This is a genomic window from Brevundimonas sp. GW456-12-10-14-LB3, assembly GCF_059424365.1.
This window is the reverse complement of record NZ_JBWKZJ010000048.1, coordinates 1-20,421: the sequence shown is the minus strand read 5'-3', so window position 1 is coordinate 20,421 and position 20,421 is coordinate 1. Positions and strand designations below refer to the sequence as shown.

Here is a 20,421-nt window from a genome sequence, read left to right as displayed (position 1 = left end):
CCGGTGTTGGTGCCGGTCGTCTGGGCCGATGTGGTGGCGCGGAATTGAGGCATGTCGTTGAGGGCGGCGGCGATATTGGCGCGCTGGCGCACGTCGTCGGGCACGTCCTGGCCCAGTTGCAGCAGAACGAAGGCTTCACGCGCCTCCTTGGTCTTGCCGTGTTGCAGGCGCGCCAGGGCCAGGGCTTCCTGGGCGAAGGCGTGCAGCGGACGGTCGTCCTCGGCCAGGGGCGACAGGCGCGCCTCCAGGTCGGCCAGGGGCGCCGTGTCCATCACCAGAAAGGCGGCCTTGAGAGCGGGCGGGTCCGACAGGATCGGATCGCCCGACGCCTTGGCCGCCTCTTCGAACAGGCGAACCGCATCAGGAATCTTGTTGGCGCTGACCGCCAGGCCCGCCTGTTGTTGCAGGGCCAGGACCTTATAGGCGCCGTTGCCTTCCTTGGCGGCTTCCTCGAAGGCGGCGCGCGCATCGACCGGCTTGTCGGCCCGCAGGGCCTCCATGCCGCGATCATAGGCCTCGGCAGCCTTGGCGGCCTTGCTCGAGTTCAGGCTGTCCCAGCCCCACCAGCCCAGGGCGGCGACCAGGGCGACCACCAGAACGGCGCCCACGACGGGCAGCCAGGTGCGGGCCAGGCGCTTGTACCGGTCGGAGCGAAGCTCCTCCTCGACCTGTTCGAAGACATCAACCACGGAAACGTCGCCCCAAAATCGCAAAAAGCAAACCGGCGCGGACCCTAGAAGGTCGGCCCCTCGCCCGCAACGTCGTCCGTTACGGCGAAGCCGGCTTTTTCGAGAAGTAGGTCTCGACTTCGGCAGGAAAACGGCGGGTTTTCACATCATTGGCGAAAGCGGCGGCCGCGCGGTCGATCTCGGTGCGCAGATCGGCGTATTTCCGCACGAACTTCGGCGCCCAGTCGAACAGGCCCAGCATGTCGTTGACCACCAGGACCTGGCCGTCGCAGGCGGCCGAGGCGCCGATGCCGATGGTGGGAACGTCCAGGGTCTCGGTGATCTCGCGCGCCAGCGATTCGGCGACGCCCTCGATGACGATGCAGAAGGCGCCGGCCTCGGCCGTGGCCCTGGCTTCCGCCAGGACCCGATCCCGCTCGACGTCTGTACGGCCCTTGGCCCGGAAACCGCCCTCGGCCAGAACCGCCTGGGGACGCAGGCCGACATGCCCCATGACGGGAATGCCCCGCCTGACCAGAAAGGCCACGATCTCGGCCAGTTCGACGCTGGTCTCCAGCTTGACCGCCTGGGCGCCGGTTTCCTTCATCACCCGAACGCAGTTGTCGTAGGCCGCTTCCTTGCCGCCCTCATAGGAGCCGAAGGGCATGTCGACCACGACCAAGGCCCGGCGCGATCCACGCACCACCGCCTGACCGTGCAGGATCATCATGTCCAGGGTGACGCCGACGGTGTTGGGCAGGCCGTGAACCGCCATCCCCACGCTGTCGCCGACCAGAAGAACGTCGCAATGGGGATCGAGCAGCCCCGCCATCGGAGCGTCATAGGCGGTCAGGCAGACGATCGGCTCGCCGCCTTTTCGTCCCGCGATGTCGGGGACCGAAATCCGTTTGACGGTCTCTTGAACATGAACGGACATCGGGCGCCTCCTGACCTGAGGGGCGTCAGATAGGCGCGCCGAAGACGCAAGTCACCCTCAGACGTCCTGCGACAGCTTCACGGCTCCCGCCGCCAGCAGGGCCGCCACCGCGCCCGCCGCGATCCAGAAGGCCAGCATGCCTGAGCCGCCCATCAGGTCGATCGACCCAAGTCCCAGGCTGTCCAAGCCTGTCTGGGCCGCGCCCTGGGCCGCGGCTGCGGCGGTCCGCACCCCCTGCGTCAGGGTCGTGTCGGGGTCGCCGCTGAAGTTGAAGTTCACGCCCTCCCGCACGGCCAGGAGGCCGCCGACCAAGCCGGCCGCCGTCAGAGCCAGACCGCGCCAGCGCGACCGCTTCTCCAACCGGGCCTGCAGGGTGGCCACGAACAGCGCCTCATCCGCCAGGGTCGGAGTGCGCGAAAACAGGCGCTCGATCATCGGATCGAATTCGTCAGCCGACATGGAGCGACCTCCCGTCCGCCGCCACGGGTTGCAACCGCGCGCGGAGTTTATCCAGACCACGTTTGACATGTGACTTCACCGTGCCGAGTGGCAAATTCATGGCTGCCGCAATCTCCGGGTGAGACATCCCCGCGCCGTGGCACAGGGACACGCAGACCCTTTCCGTTTCGCTGAGGGTCCTCAGCGCCTCGTCCAGATCCATGGAGCCGGCCTGATCCTGAACCGGCGCCGCCTCATCGGCCTCTGCTTCGGCCACATAGCGGGCTTCGCGCGCGACGCGCTTCAGATAGAGGCGGGCGGCGATCTTCTTGATCCAGCCCGCAAAGGTCCCCTGCCCCCGAAACTCCGAACAGCGCTGAAAACCTTGCAGAAAGGCGTCCTGGGCGACGTCGTCGGCCAGGGACGGCGCCGCGCCCATGCGGCGCAGCAGCCCCCGAACCGCCGAACCGTGCCGCCGGACCAGTTCGCCATATTCCCGCCGTCCGCCGGCCGCCGCCTGGGCGGCCAGCTCCACGTCGTGCAGATCGCGTAAGGACTTGCTCATGACGTCCCCCTCCGGTCGACGTCAGGCCTTGTTCGGGTTGAAGAAGCCCAGGATGATGAAGGCGATCCCGATCGCGGCGGGGATGCAGGACAGACCGAGCAAGACTTCTTGGCCGTTTGAGCCAAAGTCGCGGTGCGCCGAACCGATTATCAGCGCGAAACCGGCCAAGCCTGCTCCGGCCGCCAGGCTCAGAACGCCCTTGCGAATGTCCTTGGTCCGCGACGGCAGGCTTTTCTGCACGTCCTTGGTCATGGCGTCGATCAGTTCGGGCGGCAGCGTCTGGCCCTTGTCCACAGCATGGCGGACGGTCAGCTGCATCTCGGTGCGCTCGCGGCTTTTCAGATAGGAGGGGCCCACGATCACGGCGACGATGGAGCCGAAGACGATGAAGACGATGAAGATGGGTGTCAGTTCCATGACAGACTCTCTTTGATCCGTTGTGACAGCCTGATGCGGCGGCCTTCTGATCACAAGAGGCGTCAGCCCGCGCAAACGGATGCGGAAACCCAGATGAAATATCGGTAAGCTGTCTCATGAAGGCGGCTGACGCATCCGGCCGAGGCCGCTAGGGTCGTCTTCATTGTCATTCTAAGGAGCGCCCCATGGCCCATGTCGTCTACCGGATCGTCGAACACGACGGGGGCTGGGCCTATAGGGTCGGCGACACCTATTCCGAAACCTATCCCACGCATGAGGCGGCCAAGGCCGCGGCCGTCCAGGCCTCGCGGGAACAGAAGGTTCCGGACGAGAACGCCGCCATCGAATATGAAACGGCCGACGGTCGCTGGGTGACTGAAACGGCGGACGGCCACGACCGGCCGGTCACCGATGTCGAAGATTGAGGCGAAGACGGTCTTGATCTCACGCCGCGTCCTCCTCGCCGCCGCAGCCGCCGCGCCGCTGGCGGCCTGCGCCAACAGCGGCTTGGCCGGCGGACCCGCTGACCGGGAGCCGATCCCCTCCCTGACCTTGGCGACCTTCAACATCTGGCACGACATGGGCGATTGGCCCGCGCGGCGGCCGCTTCTGATCGCGGCGCTCCGGGCTCAGAACGCCGATGTCATCGCCTTGCAGGAGGTGCTGGAGGACGCGGACAAGGGGCTGGAGAATCAGGCCGAAATCCTGGCGCGCGAACTGGGCGGCTATCAGGTCGCCTTCGTCTCCACTGATCCCGAAGACGCGCGGCGTCGCTACGGCAGCGCCCTTCTGACTCGCCTGCCCGTACTGGCGCGCGACTCGGTGCGGCTGGAGCCCCTGGACGACTACCGCACGGCGCTGCGTCTGCGCCTGTCCGTCGGCGGCCGGCCCGTCGACGTCGTCGTGACCCACCTGGCTTGGCAGCAGGACGCCGGAGCCGTGCGCGCCCGCCAGATCGGTCATCTGCTGTCCTGGCTGCCTCAGGACGGGACGCCGCTGATCGTCATGGGTGATTTCAACGCCGCCCAGGACGATCCGGGATTGGCGGCTCTGACCGGCCCGCGTTTCACCAGCGCCCTGCCCGCCGGCGCGGCCGAGACGACCCTCAATCCGGCCAAGGGGCACCCGAACCGGGTCATCGACCACATCTTCGTGGAGCGGACCTTCTTCACCCCCGCCGCCGCCCATCTGTTCGGGGTTCAGCCCACCGGCGGAGAATATCCGTCAGACCATTTCGGGGTCGCCGCGACCGTCGCCTTCAACTGAAGACCTGGGAGTAAAGCTCTGGCTTGAACCCGACCAGCCGCCGATCCCCCAGGTCCAGGATGGGCCGTTTGATCATCGACGGCTGGGCGATCATCAGGGCGACGGCCTTGTCTCGGTTCAGGCCCGCCTTGTCGGAATCTGGCAGCTTCTTGAAGGTCGTGCCGGCGCGGTTCAGCACCGCCTCCCAGCCGTGTTCATCGACCCAGCCGCCCAGGCGCACGGGATCGATCCCCGCCTTCTTATAGTCGTGGAAAACATAATCGACGCCATGCTGTTCCAGCCAGACGCGCGCCTTTCTGACAGTGTCGCAGTTGGGTATGCCGTAAAGCGTCGGGGTCATGGCGAGTTCCTTCACCCCGCGCCTTAGCCGAGGAAAGAAGGCCGCGCCAGATGGGTCGGAAGCAGTCAGAAGCGCTTGGTAAAGCCCAGACTGATCACCCGACCACGTGGGTCGGCCACGACGGGGTCGTATCCGAAGGCGAACTGGGCCAGGGGCGGCGCCTTGTCGGCGATATTGACCGCGCCCAACGTCACATCGACGTCGGTCCCGACGGAGCGGGTGTAAAGCAGGTCGACGGTCGTTTGGCTGGCGATCGAGACGTCGGTGATCCCGCTGCGGTCGTTGGCGTAGCCCGCCGTATAGTGAATAAGGCCGGTCAAAGCCTGCCTTCCGTCGCGCCAATCCAGAACCAACTCTCCCCGATTGCGCGGCAAGGATCGACCGATGTTGTTCAGATTGGTGGACCCCACGCCGGACACGGCGCCGGCGCTCGCATCCAGGCGGATGTCGTAGCGATCGACATAGGTCCAGTCCGCCGCCGCCGACGCCCGTCCGCCCCAAAGATCGCGGCCGTAGCGGGCCGACAGATCCACCCCCTGGGTTTCGATCGACGAGGCGTTGATGAAATAGAGCTGAACGAAGGTCAGGGCCCCGCTCGCGGACCGGGTCAGACGCGACTGGGCGTCCGTGCCCGTCCGTCCCGCCAAATCATCGGCCGCCGCCTGGTTGATCACGGCCTGGGCCGATTCCTTGACCACCTGATCCCTATAGTCGAACCGCCAGGCGTCGAGGGACAGCTCCAGCCCGCCCAGCGGACGCCACTGGGCGCCGAAGGTCAGGCTTTCCGACTTTTCGGGCTTCAGGTCCGGATCGCCGGAAGTCAGGGTGTTGACAAAGACGAAGGCGCCGCGATCCAGCACCGAAGGCTGCGCCGCCTGGGCGCCGGACTGGGCGTAGACCGAGGGCGCCCGGTAGCCCTGGCCCCAGGACGCCCTCAGGGCGAGGGCGTCCACCACCTCCCAGCGAACGGCCGCCTTGGGATTGAACCGGCCTTCCCCGTCATAGGCTTCATAGCGGCCGGCCAGTTGGGCCTCGATCCGGTCTCCCAGATGCAGACGCGCCTCGGCATAGGCGGCCAAAGCCTGCTGGTCGCCGTCGAAGTCCGGCGAATAGCCGGCCGTCAGCAGGTCGCCGCGGTTGACGAGGTCGTTCCAGTCGTGGCGGAAAGCGCTGCGGCGATACTGGAGCCCCAGGGCGAGATCGACAGAGCCGCCGTCCCAGCCCAGGGCCTGACCCGAGGTCGAGGCGTCGGCGGTCGTCAGGCTGGCGGCGCCGCGCAGACCCGCAGAGCCGATCAGACTGTCGATCAGGGCGGCGCTATTGGGCGCGCCGGTCCCCAGATAGGCGCTTCCGAACGGGTTGAAATATCGGCAGGCGCCGACGCCGGGCGTCCCGGTCGCCGGGTCGCACCCCGGACCGCCCAGGCCGTTCAAGGCGTTCTGCAGGGCGCTGCCGATCACGTCCGGCTTGTCATAGGCGACGTGCTGGCGGCTGGCCGTGGCGGCCAGACTCCAGCGCCAGCCGCCGGAGAAATCGCCGTCCAGCCCTGCGGCGACCCGCCAGGTGCGATAGTCGAACTGAGCCTTCGACGCCCCGGCCTCGGCGCCGAGAAGCCGACCGCGAAACAGGACGTCTTCTCCGAACGGATTGTCGGGATGGGACGCCGGGACGCTCAGGGACCGCGCCAGAATGGGCAGGGACGGCGTCTGGCGCGCCGTGGTCGAACTGGCCGAGCCCGCCGCCTGCAAGGACAGGCGCATGTCCCCCACGGGGCGTCGATAATCGGCGAAAACCTGGGTCCGCGTCTCTTCCGGCGCCAGGTCGAAAAAGTCCGAATAGTCCAGTCGGCAGAATGAATCGGTCGCTGAGTTGAGATAGGCGGATTGGAAGGCAGGGTCGCCGCAGCTCGGATCGGGCGAATAGGCGCGGCGGCTGGGCCGGTAATAGGAGCCGGGCTGGCCGTAGCTGGTCACGGCGGTCCAGGGGGCCCGGCCATAGGTCTGCGCCTGGGCGAAATCCCTTTCATCCGTGCTCAGGGCCGAACGGTGGAAGCGGGACGCCGCGACCGTCAGATCGCCGCCCAGCAGCGTCCAGCCGCCCAGCCCCTGGACCAGGGTTTCGTCCGATCCGTCGGCGAAGGCGTAACGGGCGCTTAATTCCGGATGATCGACCGCGGTGCGGGTGATGAAGTTGACGACCCCGGCGACCGCGTCCGATCCATAGACGGCCGAGGCGCCGTCCTTGACCACTTCGATCCGCTCCAGGGCGATCAGGGGGACGAGGGCGTTGATGTCCACGAAGGCCGCGCCGTCGGTGGCCACCACGGCGCTGGAGGTCCAACGCTGGCCGTCCACCAGGACCAAGGTGGAGCCCAGGCCCAGGTTTCGCAGATTGAACTGCGCCGTGCCCGAGCTTTGCGGCTGATTCAGCTGATCGACCTGCGCCTCAGAGCCCGAATTGGCCGTCACGAGCCGGGTCAGCTGGCCCGCATCGCCTACTCCGGCGGCGGCGAGCACCGTGCGGTTCACGGTTTCCACCGGCGCAACCCGATCTCCCCCGGCCAGACGCGACCCCGTCACCACGACCTCTTCCACCTGAGCGGGCTGCTGCGCCTGGGCCGCGCCCGCGACGGCGACGGCCCAGCCGGCGGCGGTCGCCATCCAGAGTCTGCGCTTCGTCATATCGGTCTTCCCCCGTGGTCCAAGCCGGGGCTTTTACCGACACTTCGCTGCTTGTGAAGACTCAATTTTGCAATTTTGCAGATTTGCCCCACTGCGTTGGCCGAAGCGAACCTCGCCCATTGATCCCGCCATGTAACCGGTTACGGTGGGCCAAAACGCAGCGACCTGGGGAAGAAGCATGGCGGACGTCCGTCTGATCGACGTGAAGAAGGCGTTCGGCGCCGTAGAGGTGCTGAAGGGCGTCGATCTGGAGATCGCGGACGGCGAATTCGTCGTCTTCGTCGGCCCGTCCGGCTGCGGCAAATCCACCCTGCTTCGCACCATCGCCGGCCTGGAAGAGGCGACGACGGGGGACGTCTGGATCGGCGGGCGCCGGGTCAACGCCCTGTCGCCCTCGGATCGCGGCGTGGCCATGGTCTTTCAGTCCTACGCCCTTTATCCGCACATGACGGCCTATGAAAACATGGCCTTCGGACTGAAACTGGCCAAGACGGACAAGGGCGAGATCGATCGGCGCGTGCGCGCGGCGGCCGAGGCCCTGAGCATTACCGACTATCTGGATCGCAAACCCAAGGCCATGTCCGGCGGCCAACGGCAGCGCGTCGCCATCGGCCGCGCCATTGTGCGCGAGCCCCAGGTGTTTCTGTTCGACGAGCCCCTTTCCAACCTGGACGCCGCACTGCGGGTGCGGATGCGCTACGAGTTCGCGCGGCTGCACGGCGAGCTTAAGACGACCATGATCTACGTCACCCATGATCAGGTCGAGGCCATGACCCTGGCGGACCGCATCGTGGTCTTGAACGGGGGACGGATCGAACAGGTCGGGGCGCCGATGGCGCTTTATCAGCATCCGGCCAATCTGTTCGTCGCCGGATTCATCGGCAGCCCGAAGATGAACCTTCTGAAGGCCGAGATCGTCGAGGCTTCGAAAGAAGGCGCAGTCGTCAAGACGGCTGGAGGCGAAAGGGTGCGGGCGGCGGTGGACGCCTCGACCGCCCAGCCGGGCGCCGCCGTCACCCTGGGGATACGGCCCGAACATATCGCCTTGAACGACGGTCGCGACAGCCTGTCGGCCCAGGTCCTGTTCGTCGAAACCCTGGGCGCAGTCACCATGGCCCATCTGAAACATCCCGCCTCCGACGAGACCCTGACGGTCCAGACGCCCGGCGAGCGCCGTCTGACGGTCGGCGAAACCGTCAGCCTGTCGGCGGCGCCCGCAGACGTCCATCTGTTCGACGCAGAGGGTTGCGCCTTCCCCCGCCTGTGACCGAGGCTGGACCGCGCGGCGTCAGCCGCGCTTTTCCTCGTCGCCGATGAAGGCGCCGGCGATCCAGCTGACCACGCCCGTCACGATGGCGGCGCCGATCCCCGCCCACAGGCCGTTCACGGCGAAACCGCCCAGGAACATGGCGGTCAGGCCGATCATGGCGGCGTTCACCACCAGCAGAAACAGCCCCAGGGTCACGATGGTGATCGGGAAGGTCACAATCACCATGAAGGGCCGCACCACCGCATTGACCAGGCCCAGAATCAGGGCGGCCGCGATCAAAGAGCCGTTGTTGGTGAAGGCGACGCCGGGCACCACCTGGGCCGACAGCCAAAGGCCGATCATGGTGACGACGGCCTGAATGATGAAGCGGATCATGATGTCCTCAGGGCTGGAAGCGTCACCATAACGCGCGATCCCGGCAAAAGGCTCCCCTCGATCCGTCGCGCCTGCTAGATTCGCGGAACGATCCGACACGGAGACTGCAGATGAGCCTTCACGGCGCCTATGATCCCGACAATGTCTTCGCCAAAATCCTTCGCGGCGAACTGCCCTCGGTGAAGGTCTGGGAGGACGACCACGTCCTGGCCTTCATGGACGTCTTTCCTCAGTCGGAGGGCCACGTCCTGATCATCGCCAAACAATCCAAGGCGCGGAACCTGCTAGAGGTCGAGCCCGACGTTTTGGCCCATATGACGGCGGCGCTTCAACGGACCGCGCGCGCGGTGGAAAAGGCGCTGTCGCCAGACGGCCTGTCGATCATGCAGTTCAACGGCGACGCCGGCGGCCAAACAGTCTTCCATCTGCATTTCCACATCATCCCGCGCTGGGCGGACCGACCGATGAAGGGCCACGGTCACGCCCCCATGGCCGATGCGGCGACGCTTCAGCCTCTCGCGGACAGGATCGCCGCCGCCCTGGACTGAGGCCGCGCGAGGCGTCTTGCGTCCGGCGCGATCCGTCCGCATAAGGCGCGCAGTTCCGTCATACGGACGCGGCCGGTTTAGCTCAGTTGGTAGAGCGCCAGTTTTGTAAACTGGATGTCGCGGGTTCGATTCCTGCAACCGGCACCATTACCCTTCTTTGAAGACGGATGGCCTTGGACCTGAGGATCGCTACAGTGTCCGCTCTTTTCAGGAGTGCGTCTTGCCTGCTTCTCGTCGTCTGGTGCTCGTCGGCGGTCTCGCCGCTGCGGGCTGCTCCTCCCTCGCCGTGACGGCGGGCGGCGTCCGCCGTATGGACCCGGCCTTAGACGGGGTGGTCGCTCCGGATGCGCGGCTCGAGCGTCTGGCGTCGGGCTTCACCTGGTCTGAAGGCCCGGTCTGGATCGCCGAGGGGGCGTATCTGCTCTTCAGCGACGTGCCGGAGAACCGCATCCATCGCTGGTCACGAGCGGGCGGCCTGTCGGTCTTCATGGCGCCGTCCGGCTATGACGGACCCGACCCGTCTGTCTTCCGCGAGCCGGGGTCGAACGGCCTGATCGCCGGTCCGGCGGGGACGATCCTGATGGCGGATCACGGCAATCGGGCGATCGCCCGCGTGGATTTGGCGACCCGGGTCAAGACCTTGCTGGCGACCCATTACCGCGGCGCGCGGTTCAACTCCCCCAATGATCTGGTCCAGGCGTCGAACGGTGCGATCTTCTTCACCGACCCGCCCTATGGTCTGAAGGACATGGACCGTTCGCCGCTGAAGGAGATGGCGGAGAACGGCGTTTACCGGCTCGATCCCGATGGCGACGTGCATCGTCTGGTCGATGATCTGACCTTCCCCAACGGCGTCGCCCTGTCCCCGGATCAGCGCACCCTCTATGTCTCGGTCTCCGATCCGGCGCGACCGGTCCTGATGGCCTATGAGCTGGACGGCGCGGGCGGGATCACGGGCAGCCGGGTGTTCAAGGATTTCGCCGCCCTGGCGGGGCCTTCGGCGCCGGGCCTGCCGGACGGGATGGCGGTCGATCGGGACGGACGCCTGTTCGCCACCGGTCCGGGCGGCGTCCATGTGCTGACGCCGGACGGCCGCAGCCTGGGTCTGATCGACACGGCGGGCGCGGCGGCCAACTGCACCTTCGGCGAAGACGGCCGCACCCTGTTCATCACCGCCGGCGACCGACTGCTGCGGCTTGAGACCCTGACGCGCGGCTGACGAGGCGGGTTCACGGCGCGGCGGGTTCACCGCGCGGCGGTCAGCGTCCCTTCCAGGCTGATCGTGGCGTCGGCGTTCTCGACCACATTCAGGGTCGTCGCCTCGACCTTCCGGTCATGCAGGGCCGCCAGCCAGCCGAAGGCGGCGGTGGTCGACACATTGGTCAGGCTGAACCCCAGCCCTCCCTCGGCCGACATCCCCATCTGGGGCGTCAATCCGGTCGCCGCCTCGACCTCGGCGACGGCGGCGGAGACGTCGACCTCTCCTGCCTTCGCCTCGCCGACGGCCAGGCTCCCCGTCCCGCGCTCGATGGCCGTCAGTTCGGCCTCGGCCGTCGCGCGCGTCCGCGCGGCCTCATCGCGCCAACTCGCCAGCGGCCGAACGATCAGCAACCAGGCCAGGACGGCGGCGATCGCCACGCCCATCACGGTCAGCATGCGCCGTTCGCGCAAGGTGCGGCCGTCCCACCAGGCGGCGGCTTGAGCGATCAGGCCGTTCATTGCATCCCTCCAATGATCACTTCGCTGACCACCCGACCGCCGTCCTCGACCGTGGACTGGTCCGTCATTGACAGCCCAGAGGCGGTCAGGGTCGCGCGGATCGCGTCCAGATCCGAAAAGGCGGGATAGCTGAGCGTCGCCCGCACCCCCTTGCCGGGGCCGGCGCTGAGACTGTCCAGTTCGGCCCCCTCCACCTGTTCGATCGCCGCGAACAAGGCTGCGGAGACCGCCGCCAGTCCGCCCGGCGGCGGCGCGACGTCGATCAGCCGACGCGCCTCCTGAACGGGATCGGGGGCGCCGGCCGCCTCCGGCAGCCGGGCCTCGATCAAGGCCAGGGTCCGGCGTTCGGCGTCCTGCGCTGCGGCCTGGTCGCGCAAGCTGCCCGCTGCGGTCAGGATCAGGGGCGAGACCAGCAGGGCCGCCGCCAAGGCCGCCGCCAGACGCCAGTCGCCCCGGCCCGGTTCGCGCTTGCGTTCCTGGCCCGACAGCAGATCGACGGCCGGCGCGACGGCGGCGGCGGCCAGCCAGCGCTCCAGGGTCTCGGCGTCCTCGATCCGCACCAGGCGGCGATCGCCGGCGATCAGGGCCACCAGATCGGACTGCACTGTGGCCGCAAAGCCTTCACCCCGCAGGGCCGTATCCCCGCCGAAGGCGGCGGCGACCAGTTCATCGCCCGACGGCGGCGGCGCAAGAAGACAGTCGGGCGTGACCGCGACCGGCCGAACCCCAAGGGCGGCCAGATAGTCGATCCAGGCTTCCAATAGACCCGCGCTGACGGCGGCGACCAGTCGTGGGGCGGTCTCTTCGCCGCGCGCCGCCGGCGCCACGGCCACGACCGTTCTTTCGGGATCGCCGGCCAGTTCGTCCTTCAAGGTCCAGCGCGCAGCGGCCCGCACCTGAGCCGCGCCGCCGACCGGCAGATCCAGCCAGCGCACCAGAACATCAGCGCCCGGCGCCACGGCGACGGTGCGGACATCGGGCGTCGTCTGGGGGTCTTCGAGCAACAGCGACCCGCGCTGCAACACCCGCCCGCCTTCGTCGAAGGTCAGGAAGGGCGCGGGCATGGAGGCGGCCGGCGGGATGATGACGATACGGGTCTGGCTCATTCTTCAGGGGTCCAGCGGCGAATGACGGTGCGCACCGCGCCGTCGGGCGCGGCGTGGATCAAGGCGGTTCGGACGGCGCGACCGCCCGCATAGTCGACGTCGACCGTCAGATCGAAATAGCGCGTGACCAGCGTCACCTGCTCACGGGTCTGATCATCCGGCGAATAGGTTTGCAGGGCCGGCTGCCCCCAGAAGGCGTCCGTAGAGGCCCAGCCCTGGCGCGGTCGGGCGGCGATGGCGGCCCGCGCGCCCTGAACCCCGACCGCGCCCCCGGTCAGCATGGTCAGAAGCGGCGCCTGATCCGGCGTCAAGGTGTTGACGTTCAACTTGGCCGGTTGGGCCGTCGGCAGGGCGCAGACATAGGGTCGAAGCCGATCATAGAGACCGGCGTCGATGTGGGCGACCGCCCGCATCTCGCTGACGTCGGCCAGCATGATTCCGCCGGTCCGGTAGGGCGTGGCGAGGCCGGCGTAACGCGCGTCCTCGGCCCCGCCCGGCGCGGCCTCCGCATCGGCGTCCATCCAGTCGGTCAGGGCGGCGGCGGCGGCGGCCATCCGGGCGCGCGACACGCCCAGGGCGGCCCCCAGGGCGATGAACTGGGCCGCGCCCTCGGGCCGGGCGAACAGATCTTCCCTCTGGCCATAGACCAGCGAGTTCAGGTTGAAACAGGCTTGGCCGTCGGTGACGACGGCGCGGATCGTCCCCTCTTCGATCGGGAAGTTCAGCACCCGGCCGTTCCAGCGCGGCTCCAGAGGGGTGCGCAGCGGATCGGCCTTGATCAGGTCTGCGATCTGGCGACGGGCCAGGCTCTCGGCCCCGGCGGCGTACCACTGGGCCTGGGCCTGGACGTCGGCGTTGGTGGTGCGGCGCACGGAAAAGCGCACGTCGTCCAACAGGACGACCGCCACGGCGGCCATGACGGCCACCAGCAGCAGGACGGTCAGCAGGGCCATCCCTTCGCGCGACGTCCGCCCCCGCCTCATGCCGATGCGACCAGAAAAAGCTGCTCCAGCCGTCCCACCCCGTCCAGGGTCATGACGATACGAACCGCATCGGGCAGCGGTCGGTCGCTGGAGGTGATGAAGGCCTGGGCTTCCGACCCATCCTGAATAAAGGTCACGGCGGCGTCCTTGACCCCGCGACAGAGGACTTGAGGCGGTCCCGGGCGCGCGCCGTCCAGATAGGGGAAGACCCGGCGCTCCAGACGCCCCTCCACCACCCGATATTCGACCCTCTGCAACGACGCCCGCGGGGCCTGGCCGGGATTGGACCAGCCGTTCCGAACCAGGGTCAGGATCGGATCGCCGGGCTGCTCCTGCCCCATCAGGGCGCGCGGCAGAGGCCGCCCGGTCGGGGCGCGAACGCGGCGCGGCGCAGCCTGGGCCAGGTCGGCCTTCAACACGGCGCGCATGCGCTGAAGATCGCCGATCCGGTCGGTCTCGGCGCGCAGAGCGAACCGGGTGTCGATCGTCTGGCTCAGCACCAGGGCGCCCGCCCCGGCCAGGAGGGCGAAGATCGCCAGGGCGACCAGCACCTCCACCAGGGTGAAGCCGCCCTGCCTCCCAAGCCTGTGGCGCACGCGCCTCATGCCGCAGCCGCGCGGAACAGGACCCGGTCGGCGACCTGGCCTTCGTCGGTGAAGACGCGAACGTCGATCCGGCCCAGGCCGGGAACCTCGGTTCCCGTCACCACCCGCCGCCAGCGCCAGACGCGGCCCGCCAGCTCGACCTGGCCTGAGGTTTCACCGGTCGGCAGGCTGGACGCCAGCATGGCCTCGGCCGCCACGTTTTCGGCGACGACCCCGCCCAGGGTGCGGGCTTCCAGCTGGATCGCCGAGCGCGTGGCTTCTCCCGACAGGTTCAGCAGGGCCATCGCCGCCAGGGCGAAGACCGCCAACGCCACCAGCATTTCGATCAGGGTGAAGCCGGCGCGGCCCGCCGCTGACGATCGGACGGCCTCAACCATTGATCGACACCTCGCCCGCGCCGTCGATCGAGATGGTGCGGACCTGTTCGTCACGGCTCAGCCGAACCTGCGCCGGATCGGCGATTCCCGTGGGATCGAAGACGATGCGAACAGGGCCGGCGGGCGCCGCGACGCCCTCCGCCCAGGTTCGAGGCGTGAAGACGCCGTTCAGCGGCGTCCAGGCCGTCCCGTCGAACTGCGCGAACCGATAGCCGGATGCGTCCGCCTCGACCGCCACCGGACGGTTGGTCATGATGGCCTCATCTCGGGCGCGCGCCAGCCGAGCGGCGAACTGCTCGGCCTCCACCCCGACGGCCGGTCGAGGATCGGGCATGGAGAGCACCACCGCCCCAGCCGCCAGCCCGATCACCGCGATCGTGACCATCAGCTCGACCAGGGTGAAACCGGCTTTTCTTTTGGCGCTACCGCTCGCCGCACGGCGGCGCGCTGCTTGAGCGCGGTCAGCCCTGCCAGTTGCCGAGGTCCGCATCATTGCCCTCGCCCCCTTCCTTCCCGTCCGCCCCCAGGGAGAAGACGTCGAACGGCTGGCCGTGCGTGCTTTGGCGGCGGTAGCGGTAGGGATTGCCCCAAGGATCTTCGGGCAGACGACGCACATAGCCGCCCTCGCGATACCGCTCCGGCTGGGTCAGACCGGCGGGCGCCGACACCAGGGCCTGCAGCCCCTGCTGATCGGTGGGGAAGTTCAGATTGTCGAGGCGATAGGTCTCGATCGCCTGTTCCAGAACCGCGATGTCCGCCTTGGCCTTGGCCACCATGGCCCGGTCCTGGCTGGGCAGGACATTGATGGCCACGACCGTCGCCAACAGGCCGATGATGACGATGACCACCATCAGTTCGACCAGGGTGAAACCTTGCCGTTTCCGTCTCTTGTTCTGATTTTCTGAAGTCATCACTAAACGCTCCTCACCCCATCGCCAGGGTGTTGATCTGAAGAATGGGCAGCAGGATCGACAGGACGATCAGGGCCACTACCCCGCCCATGACGACGATGATGGCCGGCTCCAGCAGGCTCAGCATCACGGCGGTGAAGGTGGCGAACTCTCGCTCCAGATAGTCGGCGGCGCGCTCCAGCATAGGCTCCAGCCGGCCGCTGCTCTCGCCCGAAGCGGTCATATAGACCAGCAGCGGCGGGAAGACGCCGGCGCGGCGCATGGCGGCCGACAGGCCCCCGCCCTCGCGAACGGCCTCGGCCATGGTCTCTGTCGCGCGTCTCAGGGCCCGGTTCGACACCGTTCGGGCGGTGATCGTCAGCCCCTCCAGCACGGGCAGGCCGGCCTGAATCATGGTTGACAGGGTCCGCGCCATGCGCGCGCCGTGCAGGTCGCGCGTCAGCCGGCCGACGACCGGCAATCTCAACATCGCCTCATCCATGCGCAGACGGGTTGCAGGATGGCGCCGCGCGGCCACGCCCCCGCCGATCAGGGCCGCCAGGATCAGGATCAGCAGCCAGCCCCAGTGCCGCATCAGCGTCGACAGGCCGATCACCATCCGGGTCAACAGCGGCAGGGTCTGGTTCATGCTTTCGAACTGATCGACCACCTTGGGCACGACAAAGGTCATCAGCACCGCGATGACGCCCAACGCTACCACCGCCAAGACGGCGGGATAGACGATCGCCGTGATCACCTTGCCCCGCACCTGCTGGTCCCGCTCCAGCCCGTCGGCCAACCGTTCCAGAATGGGTTGCAGCGCGCCGGACTGTTCGCCGGCCGAGACCATGGCCCGGTAGAGCGGCGGAAAGGCGCGGCCCTGCACCGACATGGCGTCGGACAACCGCCGCCCCTCCATCACCCCGGCATGAACGCCTTCCAGCACGCGACGCACGGCCGGCCGATCCGCCTGGAGGGCCAACGTCCGAAGCGCCTCCTCGACCGGAGAGACGGAAATCAGCGTCGCCAGCTGCCGGGTCGTCAGGGCCAAGGTCTTCGCCCCCAGACGGACGCCGGCGCCGCCCTGTAGGGGCCGTTCGCCCCGCGACCCGACACGAGCCGGCGTGAGTTCCAACGCCATCAGGCCGCGACGGCTCAACTGTCCCCTCGCCGCCGTCTCGTCCGCCGCAGTCAGGGCGCCGGACACGGTTCGGCCGACCGCATCGACGGCGACATAGTCGAAGCCCGCCATCAGGCCGCCTCCGCCGGGTCGGCCGCCGTTTCCTGGCGAGCCACGCGCACCGCCTCCTCGACCGAGGTGACACCCTCAAGCACCAGGGCCCGCGCCCGATGCCCCAGGGTTCCCGCCCCATCGAAGGCGGCGGCGACCAGAGCGTCCTCGTCCGCCTCAGCGGCGATCAGGCGACGCAGGCGGTTGCCGACCTTCATCACCTCATAAAGGCCGATCCGACCGATATAGCCGGAGCCGCCGCAGTGGCTGCACCCCTGCGGGCGCCAAACCGTGACCCCGGCCTTGGCGCCGATCAGCTTGGCGGTCTTCTTGTCGGCGACCTCGGGGATGCGACAGTGTTCGCACAGACGGCGCACCAGCCGCTGGGCCACGATCAGCCGCAGGGTCGAGGCCAGGAGGAAGGGCTCCACCCCCATGTCGCGCAGACGCGTCACCGCCCCCGCCGCGTCGTTGGTGTGGACGGTGGACAGGACCAGATGGCCGGTCAGGGCGGCCTGGACAGCGATGGCGGCGGTTTCGACGTCGCGGATTTCGCCCACCATGACCACGTCCGGGTCCTGGCGCAGAATGGCCCGCAGGCCCGCAGCGAAGGTCATGCCGACCTTGGTGTTGACTTGGGTCTGGCCGACACCGTCGATGGCGTATTCGACCGGGTCTTCGACTGTCAGTATGTTGCGCGTCTGGTCGTTCAACAGGGCCAGGCCCGCATACAGGCTGGTGGTCTTGCCCGAACCGGTCGGCCCGGTGACCAGGATGATTCCGTTCGGCTCGGCCAGGGCCGCGCGGAAGGCGGCCAGGGCGTCGGGCACCATGCCCAGGCGGTCCAGGGTCAGGCCCGCCTGATCCTTGTCCAGAATCCGCATCACCACCCGTTCGCCGCCGCGCGACGGCAGGGTCGAGACCCGCACGTCCAGCGTCTTGCCGCCCAGGGCCAACGGAATGCGGCCGTCCTGGGGCACCCGCTTCTCGGCGATGTCCAGCCGCGCCATGACCTTGATCCGCGAGACCAGAAGCGGCGCGATGCGCGGATTCAGGCTCAGGGCCTCGCGCAGCACACCGTCGATCCGCATCCGCACCAGAAGCGCGCTCTCATAGGTCTCCAGATGGATGTCCGAGGCGCCGGTCCGCACCGCCTCGGCGATGATTCCGTTGATCAGCCGGATGACCGGGGCGTCGTCGGCCGTGTCCAGGAGGTCGGCGGCCGCCGGGATGTCGTCGATCAGACTGTCCAGACCGGCAGGCATGTCCAGATCCTCGCCGTCCGCCGCCGCCAGATGATCGCCCGCATAGATCTCGGACAGCTGCCGGTCGAAGGCGGCCTGGCTCAGGGGCTCAACCGCCAGCGGCCGACCCAGCACCCGCCGCGCCTCGATCAGTCCCTTGGGGTCGGCGCCCTCGCGCAGACCCACCCGCGCCACATCGCCGGCGTCCAGCAGCAGGACGCCGTGCCGTTTGGCGAAGCCGTAGGGCAGGCTTGGGCCGACCAAGGTGATCATGGCGTCAATATCCCGCCGACGGCAGGGGCGCGGCCTCGACCGGGGCCACAGGCGCGGTCACGCCGGTGGGCGCGATCACCATCGGCTCGCCCGTCGCCGGGGCGGCCGGAGCCTGGGTCCGCATATAGTCCCGCACCAGAGCGTCCAGGCTGGGCTCGCGATCCGGCTGAACCGCCTGCTGCTGGTCGCGGATATAGCCCCAACGGTCGGCAGCCAACCCTTGGGCCTCTTCGCGGGTGCGGATGATGGTGGGGCGCAGGAACACCATCAGATTGGTTCGGCCGCGCTGACGGCTGTTCGAGCGGAACAGGGCCCCGACTCCCGGCAGGTCGCCCAGACCGGGGATCTTGTCCGCCTGAATGATGTCGTTCTGGTCCAGCAGCCCCCCGGCCACCGCAATGTCGCCGTCATCGACGACAAGGGTCGTCTGCAGCTCGCGCTTGTCGAACACCAAATCCGTCGTGCTGCTGGTCAGGCCGCCATTGATGGCCGACACCTCCTGACGCAGCGTCAGGGTGATGGAGCCCCCGGCGTTGATCTGAGGTTTGACTGTCAACCGCACCCCGATGTCCTTGCGGTCGGTGGTGGTGAAGGGGTTGGAGTTTCCGTCCAGCAGGGTCTGGCCCGTGGTGATCGGCACCTCCTGTCCGACCAGGAAGGTGGCCTCTTCGTTGTCCAGCGTCATGATGGACGGGGTCTGGAGCAGGTTGGAGCCCTTGTCGGTCTTGGCCGCATTGATGATGAAGCCGAACAGGCCGTCTCCGACCTCGAACCCGCCGCCGCCGACGAAGCCGTTGGCGCCCACCAGACTGTTCAGGGCCAGGGTCTGCAGCTGTTCGCGCAGAGGATCGTCCTCGTCCAGCTGCCCCGCATAGGCGCCGCCGGCCATTTTCACCAGCGGGGTGGCGTTGTCAGTATAGTTGGTCAGGCCGACGCCGTTCTCACCGCCGTACAGCCACTGGACGCCCAGTTCGCGTACGGCGTTGTCGCTCAGCTCGACCACAATGGCCTCGATCAGCACCTGCTGGCGGCGCACGTCCAGGCGACGGATGACGTCGGCCAAGGTGCGCTGCATGTCGGCCGGCCCGGAAATCACCAGGGCGTTGGCGCCGGGGAAGCGGGCGATGGTGGCGCGCTGGCCGGTGGCGGTGACGGAGGACGAGCCGATGGCGCCGCCCTCGGCGTCTCCGCTCCCCAAGCTGGCGGCGGCGCGCGACAGGCCGCTGGAGGCGCTGGTCGTCGATCCGGTCGCGGCGGTGCGCAAGCCCTGGCTCGTGCTGTTGGAGGCCGTCACGGGCTGGCCCACCACCTGTTGCAACACCGGCAGAAGCTGCTCGGCGTTGGCGTGTTCCAGGAAAACGACGTTCACATCCTGGTTCGCCCTCGACCGGCCGTCCAGGTCATGGATCAGGCCGCGCACCCGCGCCAGGGCCTGGCCGTCGCCGCGCAGGACGATGGAGTTGGAGCTTTCGACCGGCGTGACCGTCACCATGCCCTGCCCGCCCCCGGGCGCGGCCATCACCTGTTGCAGCACCCCGGCGATCTCGCGCGCGGAGGCGTTCTCCAGGGCGACCACCTCATAGCTGGACCGATCCACGTCGATCCGGCCGATCAGCGAGCGGATGCGCGCCAGATTGTCCGAGAAATCGGCCACCACCACGCTGTTGGCGCCCGGATTGGCCAGAACCTGGCCCTGAGCCCCGACCAGGGGCCGAATGGTCTCGGCGGCCGAGGCCGCGTCGATGTTGCGCAGTTGGAAGACCTCGGTCGAGAACCGCTCGGCCCCGACGGTGGACGGTCCCTGGGCCGCGCCCTGGGCGGGACTGATCCGATAGGCGCCTGACTGGGTCGGCGTCACCACCAGGCCGTTGGCCCGCAGGGTGGACAAAAAGACTTCAAACAGTTGGGCCCGACCCAGCGGGCGCTCACTGGTCACCGTCACCGTACCGGTCACGGCCGGGTCGACGATGAAGGTGCGGCCGGTGGTGCGGGCCACGTCCTGGATGAAGGCGCGAATGTCGGCGCCCTGGACGTTCAGGGTCTGGCGCGCCTCCTGGGCCAGGACCGGCGAGGCCGCGACCGGCGCCTGAAAAGCCAGAACCAGGGCCAGCGCCCCGACGCCGGAGCGCATCAGCCGGTGGCGCAGAGAGACGGTCATGGTCGCGTCCTTATGGTGGTGGTGCGGGTCTGCCCCCCGCGCTCATACTGGATTTCGGCAGAGGAAGCGTCGGCCAGCTGACTTCTCAGGGCGCCGACCGCTTGAGGGCTGTTCAGGGCCACGCCGTTGACCGACAGAATGACGTCGCCCGCCTGAAGACCCGCGCTGCGAAGCTCCGACCCGTCTCCGGCGGACGAGACGGTCAGGCCTTTGACGCCCAGCCCCTGCAGCCTTGGGCGCAAAGCGGCCTGAGCGATCAGGCGTTGGGGATTGACGACTGCGGCTGCGGCCGCGTTCGAGGCGGGGGAAGCGGCGGGCGGGGTCACGATC

Annotated in this window: 24 protein-coding genes and 1 tRNA gene; 6 read left to right on the top strand and 19 right to left on the bottom strand. The window is 68.3% G+C overall.

The window, feature by feature from the left end; all coding sequences use genetic code 11:
* The 5 genes from AC07XS_RS14585 to AC07XS_RS14565 form a co-directional block, all read right to left on the bottom strand.
* The coding region (locus tag AC07XS_RS14585; protein ID WP_182714982.1) for a tetratricopeptide repeat protein at positions 1 to 689 on the bottom strand (689 nt) is incomplete at its 3' end.
* Between the two features lie 79 nt (positions 690 to 768).
* Positions 769 to 1,605, bottom strand: coding sequence for a 3-methyl-2-oxobutanoate hydroxymethyltransferase (gene panB, locus AC07XS_RS14580; protein WP_182714983.1), 837 nt, complete (start codon positions 1,603 to 1,605; stop codon positions 769 to 771).
* 57 nt (positions 1,606 to 1,662) lie between these two features.
* A complete protein-coding gene (locus AC07XS_RS14575; RefSeq protein ID WP_182714984.1) occupies positions 1,663 to 2,064 on the bottom strand; it encodes a hypothetical protein in 402 nt (133 codons plus the stop codon).
* Positions 2,054 to 2,608, bottom strand: a complete 555-nt coding sequence (locus AC07XS_RS14570) for a sigma-70 family RNA polymerase sigma factor (RefSeq protein WP_182714985.1) — start codon at positions 2,606 to 2,608, stop codon at positions 2,054 to 2,056. Before AC07XS_RS14570 ends, AC07XS_RS14575 begins: the two co-directional genes overlap by 11 nt.
* A 21-nt stretch (positions 2,609 to 2,629) precedes the next feature.
* Positions 2,630 to 3,025: a DUF6249 domain-containing protein gene (locus tag AC07XS_RS14565; RefSeq protein ID WP_054766032.1), complete on the bottom strand. Its 396-nt coding sequence runs from the start codon at positions 3,023 to 3,025 to the stop codon at positions 2,630 to 2,632.
* Between the two features lie 185 nt (positions 3,026 to 3,210).
* On the opposite strand from AC07XS_RS14565, the gene AC07XS_RS14560 reads away from it, so the two are divergent.
* Positions 3,211 to 3,450 (top strand): DUF2188 domain-containing protein, encoded by a 240-nt coding sequence (locus AC07XS_RS14560; RefSeq protein ID WP_054766033.1) that lies wholly within the window; start codon positions 3,211 to 3,213, stop codon positions 3,448 to 3,450.
* 13 nt (positions 3,451 to 3,463) lie between these two features.
* Positions 3,464 to 4,291: an endonuclease/exonuclease/phosphatase family protein gene (locus AC07XS_RS14555; RefSeq protein ID WP_182714986.1), complete on the top strand. Its 828-nt coding sequence runs from the start codon at positions 3,464 to 3,466 to the stop codon at positions 4,289 to 4,291.
* Here AC07XS_RS14555 and AC07XS_RS14550 read toward each other — a convergent pair.
* Together AC07XS_RS14550 and AC07XS_RS14545 are read right to left on the bottom strand one after the other, a co-directional pair.
* Positions 4,284 to 4,631, bottom strand: a complete 348-nt coding sequence (locus AC07XS_RS14550) for an ArsC family reductase (RefSeq protein WP_054766034.1) — start codon at positions 4,629 to 4,631, stop codon at positions 4,284 to 4,286. The genes AC07XS_RS14555 and AC07XS_RS14550 overlap by 8 nt on opposite strands.
* A gap of 65 nt (positions 4,632 to 4,696) precedes the next feature.
* On the bottom strand, positions 4,697 to 7,312 hold the full coding sequence (locus AC07XS_RS14545) for a TonB-dependent receptor domain-containing protein (protein ID WP_182714987.1): 2,616 nt from the start codon (positions 7,310 to 7,312) through the stop codon (positions 4,697 to 4,699).
* 178 nt (positions 7,313 to 7,490) lie between these two features.
* Here AC07XS_RS14545 and AC07XS_RS14540 point away from each other — a divergent pair, with 178 nt between their 5' ends.
* Positions 7,491 to 8,579 carry an ABC transporter ATP-binding protein gene (locus AC07XS_RS14540; RefSeq protein WP_182714988.1) on the top strand — a complete coding sequence of 363 codons (1,089 nt, stop codon included), beginning with the start codon at positions 7,491 to 7,493 and terminating at the stop codon, positions 8,577 to 8,579.
* A gap of 21 nt (positions 8,580 to 8,600) precedes the next feature.
* Here AC07XS_RS14540 and AC07XS_RS14535 read toward each other — a convergent pair whose 3' ends face one another.
* Positions 8,601 to 8,957, bottom strand: a complete 357-nt coding sequence (locus AC07XS_RS14535) for a phage holin family protein (protein WP_182714989.1) — start codon at positions 8,955 to 8,957, stop codon at positions 8,601 to 8,603.
* Positions 8,958 to 9,067: 110 nt separating this feature from the next.
* On the opposite strand from AC07XS_RS14535, the gene AC07XS_RS14530 reads away from it, so the two are divergent.
* From AC07XS_RS14530 to AC07XS_RS14520, 3 genes are all read left to right on the top strand, one after another.
* Positions 9,068 to 9,505: an HIT family protein gene (locus AC07XS_RS14530; protein ID WP_182714990.1), complete on the top strand. Its 438-nt coding sequence runs from the start codon at positions 9,068 to 9,070 to the stop codon at positions 9,503 to 9,505.
* A 71-nt stretch (positions 9,506 to 9,576) separates the two neighbouring features.
* Positions 9,577 to 9,652: transfer RNA gene (locus AC07XS_RS14525), tRNA-Thr, on the top strand.
* 73 nt (positions 9,653 to 9,725) lie between these two features.
* Positions 9,726 to 10,724 (top strand): SMP-30/gluconolactonase/LRE family protein, encoded by a 999-nt coding sequence (locus tag AC07XS_RS14520; protein ID WP_321208153.1) that lies wholly within the window; start codon positions 9,726 to 9,728, stop codon positions 10,722 to 10,724.
* Between the two features lie 26 nt (positions 10,725 to 10,750).
* Here the strand turns inward: AC07XS_RS14520 and AC07XS_RS14515 are convergent, their stop codons facing one another.
* From AC07XS_RS14515 to AC07XS_RS14465, 11 genes are all read right to left on the bottom strand, one after another.
* Complete coding sequence (locus AC07XS_RS14515) at positions 10,751 to 11,224, bottom strand: type II secretion system protein M (protein WP_182714991.1); 474 nt, start codon at positions 11,222 to 11,224, stop codon at positions 10,751 to 10,753.
* Positions 11,221 to 12,330: a type II secretion system protein GspL gene (gene gspL / locus AC07XS_RS14510; protein WP_182714992.1), complete on the bottom strand. Its 1,110-nt coding sequence runs from the start codon at positions 12,328 to 12,330 to the stop codon at positions 11,221 to 11,223. The genes AC07XS_RS14515 and gspL overlap by 4 nt, the downstream gene beginning before the upstream one ends.
* Positions 12,327 to 13,283 (bottom strand): type II secretion system minor pseudopilin GspK, encoded by a 957-nt coding sequence (gene gspK, locus AC07XS_RS14505; protein WP_255478918.1) that lies wholly within the window; start codon positions 13,281 to 13,283, stop codon positions 12,327 to 12,329. The genes gspL and gspK overlap by 4 nt, the downstream gene beginning before the upstream one ends.
* Positions 13,284 to 13,309: 26 nt before the next feature.
* Positions 13,310 to 13,918 carry a type II secretion system minor pseudopilin GspJ gene (gene gspJ, locus AC07XS_RS14500; protein ID WP_182714993.1) on the bottom strand — a complete coding sequence of 203 codons (609 nt, stop codon included), beginning with the start codon at positions 13,916 to 13,918 and terminating at the stop codon, positions 13,310 to 13,312.
* Positions 13,915 to 14,295: a type II secretion system minor pseudopilin GspI gene (gene gspI, locus AC07XS_RS14495; RefSeq protein ID WP_182714994.1), complete on the bottom strand. Its 381-nt coding sequence runs from the start codon at positions 14,293 to 14,295 to the stop codon at positions 13,915 to 13,917. Before gspI ends, gspJ begins: the two co-directional genes overlap by 4 nt.
* Positions 14,288 to 14,785: a GspH/FimT family pseudopilin gene (locus AC07XS_RS14490; protein ID WP_182715000.1), complete on the bottom strand. Its 498-nt coding sequence runs from the start codon at positions 14,783 to 14,785 to the stop codon at positions 14,288 to 14,290. Before AC07XS_RS14490 ends, gspI begins: the two co-directional genes overlap by 8 nt.
* Entirely contained in the window at positions 14,757 to 15,206 is a 450-nt protein-coding gene (gspG, locus tag AC07XS_RS14485; protein WP_182714995.1) for a type II secretion system major pseudopilin GspG, read from the bottom strand. The genes AC07XS_RS14490 and gspG overlap by 29 nt, the downstream gene beginning before the upstream one ends.
* A gap of 13 nt (positions 15,207 to 15,219) precedes the next feature.
* Positions 15,220 to 16,437 carry a type II secretion system inner membrane protein GspF gene (gene gspF / locus AC07XS_RS14480; protein WP_182714996.1) on the bottom strand — a complete coding sequence of 406 codons (1,218 nt, stop codon included), beginning with the start codon at positions 16,435 to 16,437 and terminating at the stop codon, positions 15,220 to 15,222.
* Positions 16,437 to 17,933: a type II secretion system ATPase GspE gene (gene gspE, locus AC07XS_RS14475; RefSeq protein ID WP_182714997.1), complete on the bottom strand. Its 1,497-nt coding sequence runs from the start codon at positions 17,931 to 17,933 to the stop codon at positions 16,437 to 16,439. The genes gspF and gspE overlap by 1 nt, the downstream gene beginning before the upstream one ends.
* A 4-nt stretch (positions 17,934 to 17,937) precedes the next feature.
* Complete coding sequence (gspD, locus tag AC07XS_RS14470; protein ID WP_054766048.1) at positions 17,938 to 20,091, bottom strand: type II secretion system secretin GspD; 2,154 nt, start codon at positions 20,089 to 20,091, stop codon at positions 17,938 to 17,940.
* Positions 20,088 to 20,421 (bottom strand): PDZ domain-containing protein (locus AC07XS_RS14465; RefSeq protein ID WP_182714998.1); only part of this gene is annotated, 334 nt, incomplete at its 5' end. The genes AC07XS_RS14465 and gspD, both read right to left, overlap by 4 nt.

Coding starts and splice junctions, on each gene's coding strand:
- gspG (WP_182714995.1), bottom strand. CDS start 15,206: ATGACTTCAGAAAATCAGAACAAGAGACGGAAACGGCAAGGTTTCACC.
- AC07XS_RS14545 (WP_182714987.1), bottom strand. CDS start 7,312: ATGACGAAGCGCAGACTCTGGATGGCGACCGCCGCCGGCTGGGCCGTC.
- AC07XS_RS14540 (WP_182714988.1), top strand. CDS start 7,491: ATGGCGGACGTCCGTCTGATCGACGTGAAGAAGGCGTTCGGCGCCGTA.
- gspK (WP_255478918.1), bottom strand. CDS start 13,283: ATGGCCCTGCTGACCGTCCTGCTGCTGGTGGCCGTCATGGCCGCCGTG.
- AC07XS_RS14560 (WP_054766033.1), top strand. CDS start 3,211: ATGGCCCATGTCGTCTACCGGATCGTCGAACACGACGGGGGCTGGGCC.
- AC07XS_RS14530 (WP_182714990.1), top strand. CDS start 9,068: ATGAGCCTTCACGGCGCCTATGATCCCGACAATGTCTTCGCCAAAATC.
- gspE (WP_182714997.1), bottom strand. CDS start 17,933: ATGATCACCTTGGTCGGCCCAAGCCTGCCCTACGGCTTCGCCAAACGG.
- panB (WP_182714983.1), bottom strand. CDS start 1,605: ATGTCCGTTCATGTTCAAGAGACCGTCAAACGGATTTCGGTCCCCGAC.
- gspI (WP_182714994.1), bottom strand. CDS start 14,295: ATGGTTGAGGCCGTCCGATCGTCAGCGGCGGGCCGCGCCGGCTTCACC.
- gspD (WP_054766048.1), bottom strand. CDS start 20,091: ATGACCGTCTCTCTGCGCCACCGGCTGATGCGCTCCGGCGTCGGGGCG.
- AC07XS_RS14535 (WP_182714989.1), bottom strand. CDS start 8,957: ATGATCCGCTTCATCATTCAGGCCGTCGTCACCATGATCGGCCTTTGG.
- AC07XS_RS14490 (WP_182715000.1), bottom strand. CDS start 14,785: ATGCGGACCTCGGCAACTGGCAGGGCTGACCGCGCTCAAGCAGCGCGC.
- gspJ (WP_182714993.1), bottom strand. CDS start 13,918: ATGAGGCGCGTGCGCCACAGGCTTGGGAGGCAGGGCGGCTTCACCCTG.
- gspL (WP_182714992.1), bottom strand. CDS start 12,330: ATGAGCCAGACCCGTATCGTCATCATCCCGCCGGCCGCCTCCATGCCC.
- AC07XS_RS14575 (WP_182714984.1), bottom strand. CDS start 2,064: ATGTCGGCTGACGAATTCGATCCGATGATCGAGCGCCTGTTTTCGCGC.
- gspF (WP_182714996.1), bottom strand. CDS start 16,437: ATGGCGGGCTTCGACTATGTCGCCGTCGATGCGGTCGGCCGAACCGTG.
- AC07XS_RS14570 (WP_182714985.1), bottom strand. CDS start 2,608: ATGAGCAAGTCCTTACGCGATCTGCACGACGTGGAGCTGGCCGCCCAG.
- AC07XS_RS14550 (WP_054766034.1), bottom strand. CDS start 4,631: ATGACCCCGACGCTTTACGGCATACCCAACTGCGACACTGTCAGAAAG.
- AC07XS_RS14565 (WP_054766032.1), bottom strand. CDS start 3,025: ATGGAACTGACACCCATCTTCATCGTCTTCATCGTCTTCGGCTCCATC.
- AC07XS_RS14515 (WP_182714991.1), bottom strand. CDS start 11,224: ATGAACGGCCTGATCGCTCAAGCCGCCGCCTGGTGGGACGGCCGCACC.